This window comes from Corynebacterium sp. c25Ua_47 (genome assembly GCF_039907205.1).
Taxonomy (GTDB): domain Bacteria; phylum Actinomycetota; class Actinomycetes; order Mycobacteriales; family Mycobacteriaceae; genus Corynebacterium; species Corynebacterium hiratae.
This window is the reverse complement of sequence record NZ_JASBOH010000001.1, coordinates 71,425-84,236: the sequence shown is the minus strand read 5'-3', so window position 1 is coordinate 84,236 and position 12,812 is coordinate 71,425. Positions and strand designations below refer to the sequence as shown.

The 12,812-nt window shown below is 61.9% G+C and carries 11 protein-coding genes; 6 read left to right on the top strand and 5 right to left on the bottom strand.

Annotated elements, in window-relative coordinates; genetic code table 11:
- Nucleotides 1-8 precede the first annotated feature (8 nt).
- A complete protein-coding gene (locus tag QKE52_RS00380) occupies nucleotides 9-1,088 on the bottom strand; it encodes a cytochrome c oxidase subunit II (RefSeq protein WP_347947820.1) in 1,080 nt (359 codons plus the stop codon).
- Nucleotides 1,089-1,442: 354 nt separating this feature from the next.
- Between QKE52_RS00380 and asnB the strand changes: the two genes are divergently transcribed.
- Complete coding sequence (asnB, locus tag QKE52_RS00375) at nucleotides 1,443-3,365, top strand: asparagine synthase (glutamine-hydrolyzing) (RefSeq protein ID WP_347947818.1); 1,923 nt, start codon at nucleotides 1,443-1,445, stop codon at nucleotides 3,363-3,365.
- 83 nt (nucleotides 3,366-3,448) lie between these two features.
- On the opposite strand, the gene QKE52_RS00370 is transcribed toward asnB, so the two are convergent.
- Nucleotides 3,449-3,793 (bottom strand): iron-sulfur cluster assembly accessory protein, encoded by a 345-nt coding sequence (locus QKE52_RS00370; RefSeq protein ID WP_070512402.1) that lies wholly within the window; start codon nucleotides 3,791-3,793, stop codon nucleotides 3,449-3,451.
- A 179-nt stretch (nucleotides 3,794-3,972) separates the two neighbouring features.
- Between QKE52_RS00370 and QKE52_RS00365 the strand changes: the two genes are divergently transcribed.
- Both QKE52_RS00365 and QKE52_RS00360 read left to right on the top strand, forming a co-directional pair.
- Nucleotides 3,973-4,665: a DUF3043 domain-containing protein gene (locus QKE52_RS00365; protein ID WP_070515789.1), complete on the top strand. Its 693-nt coding sequence runs from the start codon at nucleotides 3,973-3,975 to the stop codon at nucleotides 4,663-4,665.
- 12 nt (nucleotides 4,666-4,677) lie between these two features.
- Nucleotides 4,678-5,592 (top strand): nicotinate-nucleotide--dimethylbenzimidazole phosphoribosyltransferase, encoded by a 915-nt coding sequence (locus QKE52_RS00360; protein WP_347947816.1) that lies wholly within the window; start codon nucleotides 4,678-4,680, stop codon nucleotides 5,590-5,592.
- Nucleotides 5,593-5,601: 9 nt separating this feature from the next.
- On the opposite strand, the gene QKE52_RS00355 is transcribed toward QKE52_RS00360, so the two are convergent.
- A complete protein-coding gene (locus QKE52_RS00355) occupies nucleotides 5,602-6,705 on the bottom strand; it encodes a branched-chain amino acid aminotransferase (protein WP_175974550.1) in 1,104 nt (367 codons plus the stop codon).
- 212 nt (nucleotides 6,706-6,917) lie between these two features.
- Here QKE52_RS00355 and QKE52_RS00350 point away from each other — a divergent pair, with 212 nt between their 5' ends.
- Nucleotides 6,918-8,417: a leucyl aminopeptidase gene (locus QKE52_RS00350; protein ID WP_070682171.1), complete on the top strand. Its 1,500-nt coding sequence runs from the start codon at nucleotides 6,918-6,920 to the stop codon at nucleotides 8,415-8,417.
- A gap of 48 nt (nucleotides 8,418-8,465) precedes the next feature.
- Here the strand turns inward: QKE52_RS00350 and QKE52_RS00345 are convergent, their stop codons facing one another.
- Nucleotides 8,466-9,740, bottom strand: a complete 1,275-nt coding sequence (locus QKE52_RS00345) for a glutaminase (protein WP_046647935.1) — start codon at nucleotides 9,738-9,740, stop codon at nucleotides 8,466-8,468.
- A gap of 28 nt (nucleotides 9,741-9,768) precedes the next feature.
- Between QKE52_RS00345 and QKE52_RS00340 the strand changes: the two genes are divergently transcribed.
- Nucleotides 9,769-10,311, top strand: a complete 543-nt coding sequence (locus tag QKE52_RS00340; protein WP_071409951.1) for an isochorismatase family protein — start codon at nucleotides 9,769-9,771, stop codon at nucleotides 10,309-10,311.
- 11 nt (nucleotides 10,312-10,322) lie between these two features.
- Here the strand turns inward: QKE52_RS00340 and QKE52_RS00335 are convergent, their stop codons facing one another.
- The gene (locus tag QKE52_RS00335) at nucleotides 10,323-10,730 is read right to left on the bottom strand and encodes an oxidoreductase (RefSeq protein WP_070546898.1); all 408 of its coding nucleotides are present in this window, start codon (nucleotides 10,728-10,730) and stop codon (nucleotides 10,323-10,325) included.
- A 148-nt stretch (nucleotides 10,731-10,878) separates the two neighbouring features.
- On the opposite strand from QKE52_RS00335, the gene sucB reads away from it, so the two are divergent.
- Nucleotides 10,879-12,567: a 2-oxoglutarate dehydrogenase, E2 component, dihydrolipoamide succinyltransferase gene (gene sucB / locus QKE52_RS00330; protein ID WP_347947814.1), complete on the top strand. Its 1,689-nt coding sequence runs from the start codon at nucleotides 10,879-10,881 to the stop codon at nucleotides 12,565-12,567.
- Nucleotides 12,568-12,812: the final 245 nt, after the last annotated feature.

Sequence of the window (12,812 nt, the reverse complement as noted above, 5' to 3'; positions counted from 1 at the left end):
TCCTTTTCTTATGCCGCTTCAGCGGTGTCGACAAAGTTGTCGGCATCGCGGGTGTCGCGCAGAGAGTTGAACGGAGCGGTGGTAACTGCGTAGGGCTCTTCACCGATGTGCTCGAGAGCCTCGGCGTTGGTTGCCTGCGGGTTCTCCTCACGGAACTTGAGGTACTCGTTGAAGTCTGCGCGGTCAACGACGCGAATCTCAAAGTTCATCATGGCGTGGTAGGTACCGCACATCTCAGCACAGCGACCAACGAAGGCGCCCTTTTCCTCAATCTTCTCTACCTGGAAGCGACGCTCCTGGGAGTTGTTCTCCGGGTGCGCGTAGGCATCGCGCTTAAACAGGAACTCCGGAACCCAGAAGGAGTGGGAAACATCGCCGGAGGCGAGACGGAACTCGATCGGGGTGTCAACCGGGAGAACCAGAACCGGAACCTCTTCGGTGGTACCAACGGTCTCAATCTTGTTGAAGTTGAGGTAAGAGATGTCACCCATGGACTTACCGTGGATCGGGTTCGGGTTATCAGTACCCTCCGGGTCGAGGGAGGATTCCTCGGCAAGCTTCTGACGCTCAGCATCGGCGCCATCGTAGTTCTCGCCATCAACCTTGTTCTCGGCGTAACCGAACTTCCAGTTCCACTGGAAGGCGGTAACGTCCACGGTCACCTCAGGGTTCTTGTCCAGCGCCGTAACCTTCTGCTGAGCCTGAACCGTGAAGAAGAACAGGCCCATGATGATGAGAATCGGAATAATGGTCAAGGCCATCTCCAGCGGCACGTTGTACTGCAGCTGCTTCGGGAACTCGCCCTTGCCGGCCTTCTCAGCCTTCTTCGCATTCCAGCGGAAGATAGCGGTGAGGAACAGGCCCCACATGATGAAACCGATGATCCATGCAGCAACCCAGACCCAGATCCAGAAGTTGTACATCGAGGTCGCTTCAGGGGTAACACCCTTCGGCCAACCCATGCCTAGGAGGTTCTCAACTGCCGTCGGCGCTGCGACGTCACAACCCGCAAGGGCTAGACCGCCCAAAGCGATGACGCCCGCTAGGCCTGCCTTACGGCCGAGGTTGCGCTGCTTACGCTGTCCCACGTGTGTTCTGCCTTTCTGTGCACACAAACTTCTCGAATACTCACAGAGCATTCCTACCCAATCAGAATAGAGCATCCTGCCTGATTTTCAGGCCTTTTCGCTGGACTGTTTGGGCGTTGGACCTGCCCTATAAGTAGTGAACGTACGGAATGTTACCGGCCCACCTGCACAAGATCACGCCAGCTCCCCCAGCCTCCCCCTCCCGGCTATGACCCAATTCACAAGCCGCACACCCCTGCATCATCCGAAAGTTCGCACCCTAACGGGGAACGCGGCGCGGGGTTCGCAGATCGTTTGGCCGCGGCCGTAAAGTGTTCCGGAGATGAACCTTGATCTATAAGGAGAAGCAAGCTTATGTGCGGACTCTGCGCGCTACTGAGCGCCGATCGCAACGCCGCCCAGCACCTGGAAGCTCTTGAACAGTCTCTTCAGTGCATGCGCCACCGCGGCCCGGACGCTGCCGGAACCTGGCACGACGATGATGCGGCTTTTGGCTTTAACCGCCTATCTATCATCGACCTCGAACACTCCAATCAGCCGCTCCGCTGGGGCCCCGAGGACAACCCCGAGCGCTATGCCCTTACCTTCAACGGCGAAATCTATAACTACGTAGAACTCCGCGAGGAGCTCAGTGCCGCCGGCTATACCTTCAACACCGAGGGCGACGGCGAGCCCATCGTCGTGGGCTATCACCATTGGGGTAAAGACATCGTAGAGCACCTGCGAGGCATGTTTGGCTTCGTTATCTGGGATACCGAAACGCGCACGATGTTTGCCGCCCGCGACCAGTTCGGCATCAAGCCGCTCTACTACGCCACCACCAAGGAGGGCACGGTCTTCGCCTCGGAGATGAAGTGCATCCTCTCGATGGCCGAATCGCTGGGTCTAGACCTCAGCCTTGACAGGCGCGCCGTCGAGCACTACGTAGACTTGCAGTACGTGCCTGAGCCAGAGTCCCTCCACGCCAATATTCGTCGCGTCGAGTCTGGCTGCACCGTGACGCTTCGCCCTGGCGAAGAAGTAGTCTCCGAACGTTATTTCAAGCCACGCTTCCCTATCCAACCCGTCAAGCAGGGCGAGGAGCAGCAGCTCTTCGATAGAATCGCGCGGGCGCTGGAGGATAGCGTCGAGAAGCACATGCGTGCGGACGTCACCGTCGGCTCCTTCCTCTCCGGTGGCATTGATTCCACCGCCATCGCAGCCCTGGCCAAGCGCCACAACCCAGACCTACTCACCTTCACCACGGGATTCGAGCGCGAGGGCTACTCCGAGGTGGATGTCGCCGCCGAGTCCGCCGCGGCGATCGGTGTGGAGCACATCGTCAAGATCGTCTCCCCTGAGGAGTATGCCGACGCTGTACCGAAGATCATGTGGTACCTGGACAACCCCGTCGCGGACCCTTCCCTCGTTCCGCTGTACTTCGTGGCCCAGGAAGCCCGCAAGCACGTCAAGGTGGTGCTCTCCGGCGAAGGTGCGGACGAGCTCTTCGGCGGCTATACCATTTATAAGGAGCCTCTCTCCCTGGCTCCGTTCGAGAAGATCCCCTCCCCGCTGCGTCGCGGCCTGGGCAAGCTCTCACAGGTACTCCCCGAAGGAATGAAGGGCAAGTCCCTGCTCAACCGCGGTTCGATGACCATGGAGGAGCGCTATTACGGCAATGCACGTTCCTTTAACTTCGAGCAGCTCCAGCGGGTGCTCCCCTGGGCCAAGCCGGAGTGGGATCACCGCGAGGTCACCGCACCAATCTACGCGCAATCACAGGACTTCGACCCGGTAGCCCGCATGCAGCACCTCGACCTGTTTACGTGGATGCGCGGCGACATCTTGGTCAAGGCCGACAAGATGAACATGGCCAACTCCCTAGAGCTGCGCGTTCCTTTCCTCGACAAGGAAGTGTTTAAGGTCGCGGAAACTATCCCCTACGACCTCAAGATTTCGCACGGGACGACCAAGTACGCGCTGCGCAAGGCCATGGAGCAGATCGTTCCCCCGCACGTGCTGCACCGCAAGAAGCTGGGCTTCCCGGTTCCGATGCGCCACTGGCTGGCCGGCGATGAGCTCTACGGCTGGGCCCAGGATCAGATTACCGAGTCCCAGACCGAGGACATCTTCAACAAGAAGGAAGTTCTGGAGATGCTCAAGGAGCACCGCGACGGTGTATCCGATCACTCACGCCGTTTGTGGACGGTGCTGTCCTTCATGATTTGGCACGGCATCTTCGTGGAAGACCGCATCGACCCGAAGATAGAGCAGCGCGACTACCCCGTGAAGCTCTAGTTAAAACAACAAAACTGACGAAGCCCTCGCCGCACACTGCGGACGAGGGCTTCATCGTTTTGTCAACGTGACTTTACTTGAATTTAATTGAAGGAATCACCGCAAGCGCAGGAGCCGCCAGCGTTGGGGTTATCGATGGTAAAGCCCTGGGCCTCAATGGTGTCGGAGAAGTCAATCTTGGCGCCGGTGAGGTACGGGATAGACATCTTGTCTACGACGAGGTTAACGCCGCCAATGGTGTCCACCTTGTCACCATCCAGGGTGCGGTCATCGAAGTAGAGCTGGTAGCGCAGACCCGCGCAGCCACCTGGCTGGACAGCAATGCGCAGTGACAGATCGTCGCGGCCTTCCTGCTCAAGCAGGGACTTTGCCTTGGCGGCAGCGGCCTCGGTCAGGATAACTCCGGTTGCAGACGCGGGAGCGGTCATGATTTCTCCTCTTATATATGCGGAATTTTTCTGGAGCCCACCCTACCCCCTCACAGGTGAGGAAGAAAGGATGCCTCACAGTTCACTAGTGGTTCACAGGTGTCCTGTTCCCTAACCACAACGCTCTCTCCCGCGGGCCTATTCCCGTTATGTCTGCTAGACCTTGTACGCTAAACAGCGTGAAACTTCCGTGGCAAAAAGATGACAAGACTTCTTCCCCCGCCGAGCAAACCCCGGCGCCGGAAGAGCAACCCGCCGCCGAGAAACCGCACCGCAAGGGCTACACGCCGCCGAAGGGCCGCCCCACGCCCAAGCGTGATGCGCAGGAAATCGCCCGCGGCGTCAAGCGTGATCCCCGGGGGATGTCGGACGCGCAACGCTACCAGCATCGCAAGGAGCTTAAGGCTTCCATGTCCAAGGCGGAATGGAAGGAATATAAGCGTAAGGAGCGCGCTGAGTCCCGCGAACGTAACAAGGTGGCACAGGAGCGCATGGCCGCTGGCGACGAGCGCTACTTGCTCGCCCGCGATAAGGGCGAGGTCCGCCGCTACGTACGCGATTGGGTAGATTCCCGCCGCTTCATTAACGAGTGGGTCATGCCCTTTGCCATCGTGCTGCTGGTGCTCATGTTCGTCAGCACCCGGGACCCTCGCCTGTCGCAGATCATCTCTATCGGCGCGATGGCGGTCATCGTTGTCTTTGCCGTCGAAGGTTTCTGGCTCGCGCGCAAGTGCAACAACGCCGTGCGTCTCAAGTTCCCCGGCACCACCGAGGCCGGTTTTGGTCTGGGCTTCTACGCGTACTCCCGCGCCTCCCAGCCGCGCAAGTGGCGCACCCCGCGCCCGCAGGTGGAGCGCGGAGCCACTGTCTAAACCGGAGGACACATGCCTGAATTCACCGCGGTTCCCCAGCTGCGCCCTTCAACCGCAGCTCAACCAAATCGCGTAGCCGAAATTGCCGCGTGGTTGGCGGCAGCGCAGGATTCCCCGCAGGCGAAGCCCCTTCAGCGCCCCCGAGCCATCGTCTTTGAGGGCGCTGATGCCAACGTTGTACCCACTGTCGACGGTGCAGAAGCCACAGAGCACTCCCTCAGCGATGCAGATCGGTGGCGCGATAATCTCTTCAGCGCTGCGCAGCGGGCAGGAGCGGGCATCGACTTCGTCGAATGCAGCGCAGAGTCCACCAGCACTGAGCCTGGTGCCCCCTCTGCCGCTATGTCCCCGGCAGAGTGCGAGTCACACATCGAACTCGGCATGGCTACGGCTGACCGAGAGATCGATTCGGGCACTGATCTGCTCATCACGTCTGATTTTGGTATCGGCGCAAGCACAGTCGCCGCCAGCGTCATGGGCCGGATTACCCATACCGAACCGGTGGCGATTGTGGGGACGAATACTCTGGCCAGCGGTATTACGGATGCGATGTGGAAGGCCCGCGTGAGCGTTGTGCGTGACTCGATGTTCCGCGCCCGCAACCTGGAGGGCTGGGAGGTCGTGCAGACCATCGGTTCCCCGAGCCTCGCGGCGCTGGCGGGTTTCATCGCGCAGGCCACGGCGCGGCGAACGCCAGTGCTTATCGACGGCCCCCTGGCCGCCACCGCCGCTGTCCTGGCCGAGCGCACCGCGCCCGGCGTGAAGGGCTGGCTGCGCGCAGGGACGACCACCCCCGAACCGGCGTATGCGCTTGCTCTCAAAGAGCTGGGACTAACCCCACTGCTTGATTTAAACCTGAGCGAAGGCTTCCCCCTTGGCGCGCTCGCGGCCTTGCCGCTGGTGCAGCTGGCCGCAGAGCTCGCCTAGACGGCGTGCTTATTTCGCTTCCACCAGCGTGTGCAGCCAGCCGTGAGTATCCTCCACGGACCCGCGCTGGATGCCGGTGAGGCGCTCGCGCAGGGCCATCGTCGTAGCACCGGCCTCATCGTTGTTGATGTGGAAGTCGGTCTCGTCGCCCATGACGTGGCCCACCGGGGTAATAACGGCTGCGGTGCCGCAGGCAAAGGCCTCCACCATGGCGCCGGAAGCAACGTCCTGCTCCCACTCCTTGTAGGTGATGCGGCGCTCTTCGACCTTCAGCCCCATATCCTCAGCAACCTGCAGAAGCGAGGCGCGGGTAATGCCCGGCAGCAGCGAACCCGACAGCGCCGGGGTCACCAGGGTTTGGTTGCCCTCCTCGCCGTAGACAAAGGCCAGGTTCATGCCACCCATTTCCTCGATGTAGGTGCGGTCGATGGCGTCCAGCCACACCACCTGGTCGCAGCCCTTCTCCGCGGCCTGCGCCTGGGCGAGCAGTGAGGCCGCATAGTTGCCGGCGAACTTGGCCGCGCCCGTGCCGCCGGGAGCAGCGCGGACGTAGTCGGTGGACAGCCAGACGGACACCGGCTTGATGCCGCCGGAGAAGTACGCGCCGGCCGGGGAGGCGATAACAACATAGCGGTAGGAATGCGCCGGGTGCACGCCCAGGGACACATCGGTGGCGATCATGAAGGGGCGGAAGTACAGCGCTGCCTCGCCGCCGGCTTCGGGGACCCAGGCCTGGTCGACGTCGACAAGCTGGCGCAGGGACTCGATGAACTCCTCTTCCGGCAGCTGCGGCATAGCCATGCGCTCAGCGGAAGCCTGCAGACGCTGCGCGTTCTGCTCCGGGCGGAAGGTGGCGATGCTGCCATCTGGCTGGCGGTAGGCCTTGATGCCCTCGAAGATGGCCTGGCCATAGTGGAAGACAGTGGACGCCGGATCCATGCTAAACGGCTCGTAGGGGCGTACCTGCGCGTCGTGCCATCCCTTGTCCTCGGTCCAGTCAATCGTCACCATGTGGTCGGTGAAGTACTTACCAAAGCCCGGGTTCGCCAGAATCTCCTGCAGGCGCTCCGGGGAGGTGGGGTTTTCAGTTCGCGTCACGGTGTAATTCAACATGGATTACAGCGTACTCCTTAGCTCCCTATAGAGATGCAGAAATGCCCTAGCTAGATCACCACTCCTTGAGTCCACTCGGCGAGCCCACACGCCCCGCTGCCACCCCACGCCACTCCCACCGTAATCCCACTGTAATCCCACTACGTTCCACACCATAGACACGGGTAGTGTGTGAGGAGTATCCCATTGTCACTTTTCTCAAGGAGGACATCGTGGCTTCTTCCACGTTCGAACTGCCCGCACGCGGCTCTTTCCCCACTGTTGAGCTGGCCAAGAAGGCCCCCAAGCAGGCAGATGCCCTGCTGATCGCCGCCTTCGCCGGCGAGGAGGGACTCGAGGTGCCGGGCACCTCTCTTCTCAGCTCGTCCGCACTGCGCTCGACGTACGAGGCTCTCGCGGCCGTGGGCGCGACGGGCAAGGCAGGGGAAATCGTGAAGGTTCCCGCCCCGCAGAAGGCAGGGGCTGCGCAGGTCATTGCACTGGGCTTGGGCGATGTAGAGGAACTCGACGCCGAGGCCCTGCGCCGCGCCGCCGGCAGCGCCGCTCGCGCCACCGCGGGCGTGGGCACCATCGTGACCAGCCTGGCGGACTTCGGTGTTTCTGCTGCTGTCGAGGGTCTCATCCTCGGCGGCTACGCTTATCGCGGCATTCGCTCCACCGAACTGGAGGAGAAGGAACAACCAGCCACTTTCGTGGTGGTGGCTGATAAGTCTGTCTCCGAGGAGTTTGAGGCAGCCCGCACCGTGGCCGAGTCTGTCTTGCTTGCCCGCGACCTCGTGAACGCCCCCGCCAACGAGCTCTACCCGGAGTCCTACGCCGCGTTCCTTTCCGGCCAGGCAAAGGAAGCCGGTCTTGACGTCGAGGTGCTCGATGAAAAGCAGCTGGAGAAGCAGGGCTTCGGCGGCATCCTCGCGGTAGGCAAGGGGTCTGCCCGCCCGCCGCGTCTGGTGCGCCTGAGCTGGAAGCCCAAGAAGGCCAAGAAACACGTGGCTCTTGTAGGTAAGGGCATTACCTTCGATACCGGCGGTATCTCCCTCAAGCCAGGCAATGGCATGTGGGACATGATTTCGGATATGGGTGGCTCCGCTGCGATGGCGGCCACCATCATCGCGGCGGCCAAGCTGAAGCTGCCGGTTCAGATCACCGCTACCCTGCCGCTGGCTGAGAACATGCCGGGCTCTGGCGCCACCCGCCCGGGCGATGTCATTACCCACTACGGCGGCCTGACCTCCGAGGTCCTCAACACCGACGCCGAGGGCCGCCTCGTGCTATCGGACGCCATCGCGCGCGCCAGCGAGGATAAGCCCGATTACCTCATTGAGACCGCGACACTCACCGGCGCACAGATCGTGGCGCTGGGTTCGCGCACCTCCGGCATCATGGGCTCCGAGGTCTTCCGCGATCGCCTCGCCGAAATCGGCCGCGAGGTGGGCGAGAACGCCTGGGCTATGCCGCTGCTGGAAGAGCACGACGAGGAGATCAAGTCCCAGGCCGCGGACATCCGCAATATCAATGCGAAGCGCGAGGGCGGCATGGAGTTCGCCGGTACCTACCTCAAGCAGTTCGTGGGCGAGGGCATCGAGTGGGCCCACATCGATATCGCCGGCCCCTCTTGGAACGGTTCCGCCCCGCGCGGCTACACCCCGAAGCGCGCCACCGGAGTTCCGGTGCGCACCGTGGTGGCAGCGCTGCGCGAGATCGCCGAAGCCTAGATCAGAGCGGCTTCCATGCGGCCCCTCGTGTGAGCGGCTTTAGGCCGCTCACACCTCTTCGCCGGCGATGACGTAGTCCTCCTTATCCGCCAATGGGAGGACCGTACCGTCGGACATGGCGCGGTCGGTGACGAGCCCGTCGTCGTCGACAAGCGCGACCTCGTTGCCTTCCTCACGCAGCCGGCGCAGTCCTTCCTTGAGCATGCGCCGGCCCACCTTGTGCAGGCCAGAGACCTGGGAGAAGTCCAAGGCCAAGCGCTTGCCGGAGAACTGGCGCTCCTCCAGCTCGTGGAGGATGGCTTCGGTGGCGGTGAAGTTGATATGACCTTGTAGGCGGATAATCGCGGTGTCGTCATCCTCGTCGACGCTGCGCACTGGGTGCACACCAAAGCGGTTTTCCGTGGACATCAAGTGCAGGCCCATGTCCGAGGAGAGCTCGCGGAAGATTTCGGTTCCGCGCACGCTATTTCCCTGCTCATCGAGACGCGGCGAGAACGTCGCCACGCCGATCTGCCCCGGCAGCGTTCCAATGAGTCCTCCGGATACGCCGGACTTAGCGGGGATTCCCACCTCCGCCATCCAGCGCCCAGCACCGTCGTACATGCCGCAGGAACTCATCACCGCCAGCGTCATGCGGCAGACGTCGGCGTCCAAAATCTTCTCCCCCGTTACCGGCTGGCGGCCACCATTAGCCAGGGTCGCGGTCATGACGGCGAGGTCGCGCACGTCCACCGACAGAGCACACTGCGAGGTATAGGACAGCACGGCGTCGTGGGCATCGTCCTGGATGATGCCGTAGGAGCGCAGCATATGTGCCAGGGACAGGTTGCGCTCAGCGTGCTCAAGTTCCGAGTCACACAGGCGCTTATCGACGTCCACCTCGCGCCCCGCCAACTGGGATATGAAGGCGCGGATCTTTTCCACGCGGTCCTCCACGGTCGACTCCACCCCATTAATCAGCTGATTGACCACGATGGCACCGGCATTGATCATCGGGTTCAGGGGGCGGTGGTCCTTGGCTAGGGATAACTCATTGAAGGCCTGCCCCGAGGGCTCGAGTCCTACCACCTCACGCACCGCGTCAGGGCCGAACTCGCTCAGAGCGAGGGCATAGACGAAGGGCTTGGAAATGGACTGAATGGTAAAGCGGGTCTCCGCGTCACCGGCGCTGTAGAGGTGGCCCGTCACAGAGCACAGCGCAGCCCCCAGCTGCTCGGGGTTTGCGGCAGCCAGCTCCGGGATATAGTCCGCGACTTCTCCGGAATCGTGATCGTGAACGCCATCAAGGATCTTCTGTAGATAAAAAGGAATCGGTGTTTTCATCGTTTCCCAGCGTATAGAATTGCCGCGTATGACACCTGCACTCATCATTGTCGACGTCCAACATGACTTCTGCCCCGGCGGAGCCCTCGCCACCGAGCGCGGAAATGAGGTGGCCGATCGCATCGGTGCCCTCCAGCCTTCCTACGACACTGTCGTTGCCACGCAGGACTGGCACATCGACCCAGGCACTCATTTCTCTGAGAACCCCGACTTTGTCGATACCTGGCCCACGCACTGCGTGGCCGATTCCTTCGGCGCCGCGATGCACGAAGCGATCGGGCCCGCCCAGGCCTATTTCAAGAAGGGTGAATATACCGCTGCGTATTCCGGTTTCGAAGGCGCGGCCGACGGCGTTCCCCTGGCAGAGTGGCTGCGCGAGCACGACATCACCGCCGTGGACATCGTGGGCATCGCTACCGATCACTGCGTGCGCGCCACCGCTGCCGACGCCCTTGCGGAGGGATTCACGGTGCGTGTGCTGGCGGATTACTGCGCGCCTGTCGACGAGGCCCGCGGCGCCGCCGCTCTGGAAGAGCTTGAGAAGGCAGGCGCCACCATCATTACTGGCTAGGCAGCACCCCTCTAATTGCCGTCCTGGTCATTCTGCTGCTGTCGCTGTTCAAACCGCTGACGGCGCTCGCGTTGTTCCTCCCGCTTGCGCAGAATGCGCTCTCGCTCGATGCGCTCGCGCATGCGCTGGGGGTAACCAGTCTCTTCGACGTCATAGACATCGCAGCGCAGAAGCTTAGCCACCGCGTCGATGCCTTTGGGCCCACCAATGCGACGGCGAATGAAGGCGCCGTTTTCATCCACCACAACGACAGACATCTCGTTGACCACGGTCTCCGGTTCAACAAAGGCCTCAATAAAAGCACGTCCCTGCGCCCAGGCTTGAAGCTCTTGGGCGTCTTCTGCGCGAATGGTCTCCCCCGGTGCGCGGGGCGGGCGCAGTTGGGACTTGGAGCTGTTGCGGCGGAAGGGGTTGAACATGGCTCTTTAGCCTACCGGAGGCCACCTTCAGCCACTTCGTGCGGAGGATGCCCTAATTCACCCCACCCGTGCGCACCTTTTATAAACACGCTGTAGAATCAAACACTAGCGTTTCACTAATTCCAACTTTCGAGGAGTCTTAACACTTATGGCACACTCTGTTGTGATGCCCGAACTGGGCGAATCCGTAACCGAAGGCACGATTACCCAGTGGCTGAAATCCGTCGGTGACACCGTCGAGGTCGACGAGCCGTTGCTCGAGGTCTCCACCGACAAGGTCGACACCGAAATCCCCTCCCCGGTCGCCGGCACCATCCTCGAAATCAAGGCTGAGGAAGATGACACCGTAGACGTGGGCGCAGTCATCGCCATCATCGGTGACGAAGGCGAATCCGCACCGGCTGCTGAGGAGTCTGAGGATTCCTCCGAGAAGGCTGCCGAGACCCCAGACAAGCCCGCTGAGGACGCTGAGTCCGAGGCGCCTGCTGCTTCTGGTGATGCCACCGACGTGGAAATGCCGGAGCTTGGTGAGTCCGTCACCGAGGGCACCATCACCCAGTGGCTGAAGTCCGTCGGCGACACCGTCGAGGTCGACGAACCGTTGCTCGAGGTCTCCACCGACAAGGTCGACACCGAAATCCCGTCCCCGGTCGCCGGCACCCTCATTGAAATCCTCGCCGAGGAAGACGACACCGTCGACGTCGGCGCCGTCATCGCCCGCGTCGGCGACGGCTCCGCCGCAGCCTCCGAAAAGCCTGCCGCCAAGGCAGAGGAAAAGAAGGAAGAGCCCAAGGCCGAAGAGAAGAAGGAAGAGCCGAAGGCAGAGGACAAGCCGGCTGCTTCCCAGTCCTCCGAGCCGAAGACTTCTGAGACCTCCACGAAGGTCAACAACGGCGATAACGTCCCGTATGTCACCCCGCTGGTGCGCAAGCTGGCTGAGAAGCACGGCGTAGACCTCTCCACCGTCTCCGGCACTGGCGTCGGTGGCCGCATCCGCAAGCAGGACGTCCTGGCCGCCGCCGGCGAAGGTGAGGCACCGGCCTCCTCCGCTAGCGCCTCCTCCAGCAACCCGCGCGCTCGCTGGTCCACCAAGTCTGTGGATCCGGAGAAGCAGGAGCTCATCGGCACCACCCAGAAGGTCAACCGTATCCGCGAGATCACGGCGACCAAGATGGTTGAGGCCCTCCAGATTTCCGCTCAGCTGACCCACGTCCAGGAAGTCGATATGACCGCCATCTGGGATATGCGCAAGCAGTCCAAGCAGGCGTTCATCGACAAGTACGAGGCCAACCTCTCCTTCCTGCCGTTCATCGTGAAGGCCACCGTTGAGGCACTGGTCTCCCACCCGAACGTCAACGCGTCCTACAACCCGGAGACCAAGGAGATGACCTACCACGCTGACGTCAACGTGGCCATCGCCGTGGATACTCCGCGTGGCCTGCTGACCCCGGTCATCCACAAGGCCCAGGAGCTGACGCTGCCGGAGATCGCTCAGAAGATCGCCGAGCTGGCTGATAAGGCCCGCAACAACAAGCTCAAGCCGAACGATCTGACCGGTGCAACCTTCACCGTGACCAACATCGGCTCCGAGGGCGCCCTGCTGGATACCCCGATTCTGGTTCCGCCGCAGGCTGGCATCCTGGGCACCGCCGCTATTACCAAGCGCGCGGTCGTCGTGACCGAGGACGGCCAGGACGCCATCGCCATCCGCCAGATGTGCTACCTGCCGTTCACCTACGACCACCAGGTGGTCGATGGTGCCGACGCTGGCCGCTTCATCACGACCATCAAGGACCGCCTCGAAACCGCAGATTTCGAAGCCGACCTTGACCTCTAAGCCCTAGAGCCAAGCCCTAGGCTTGCTCCCCCGCCACCGCGGCGGGGGAGCTTCGTCGTTTTCCACCCGGCTTTCCTCCACCCCCGCAAACACAGCTCGGTGACATCGCTCAGTGGCGCCGCAACTGCCCTATCTGCCAAAACTATTGCCCGGTTTTCAGAGATCGGCGCTAAGTTTGGCAGATAGGCGCGTTTTCTTTAACCGTCTTGCCACCAAGACCTAACCTCTGTGACTCAGCACACTAG

Excerpts from the sequence above, each read along its gene's own strand:
- QKE52_RS00370 (WP_070512402.1), bottom strand. The coding sequence starts at position 3,793 with ATGACCGCTCCCGCGTCTGCAACCGGAGTTATCCTGACCGAGGCCGCT.
- QKE52_RS00340 (WP_071409951.1), top strand. The coding sequence starts at position 9,769 with ATGACACCTGCACTCATCATTGTCGACGTCCAACATGACTTCTGCCCC.
- asnB (WP_347947818.1), top strand. The coding sequence starts at position 1,443 with ATGTGCGGACTCTGCGCGCTACTGAGCGCCGATCGCAACGCCGCCCAG.
- QKE52_RS00355 (WP_175974550.1), bottom strand. The coding sequence starts at position 6,705 with ATGTTGAATTACACCGTGACGCGAACTGAAAACCCCACCTCCCCGGAG.
- QKE52_RS00335 (WP_070546898.1), bottom strand. The coding sequence starts at position 10,730 with ATGTTCAACCCCTTCCGCCGCAACAGCTCCAAGTCCCAACTGCGCCCG.
- QKE52_RS00360 (WP_347947816.1), top strand. The coding sequence starts at position 4,678 with ATGCCTGAATTCACCGCGGTTCCCCAGCTGCGCCCTTCAACCGCAGCT.
- QKE52_RS00345 (WP_046647935.1), bottom strand. The coding sequence starts at position 9,740 with ATGAAAACACCGATTCCTTTTTATCTACAGAAGATCCTTGATGGCGTT.
- sucB (WP_347947814.1), top strand. The coding sequence starts at position 10,879 with ATGGCACACTCTGTTGTGATGCCCGAACTGGGCGAATCCGTAACCGAA.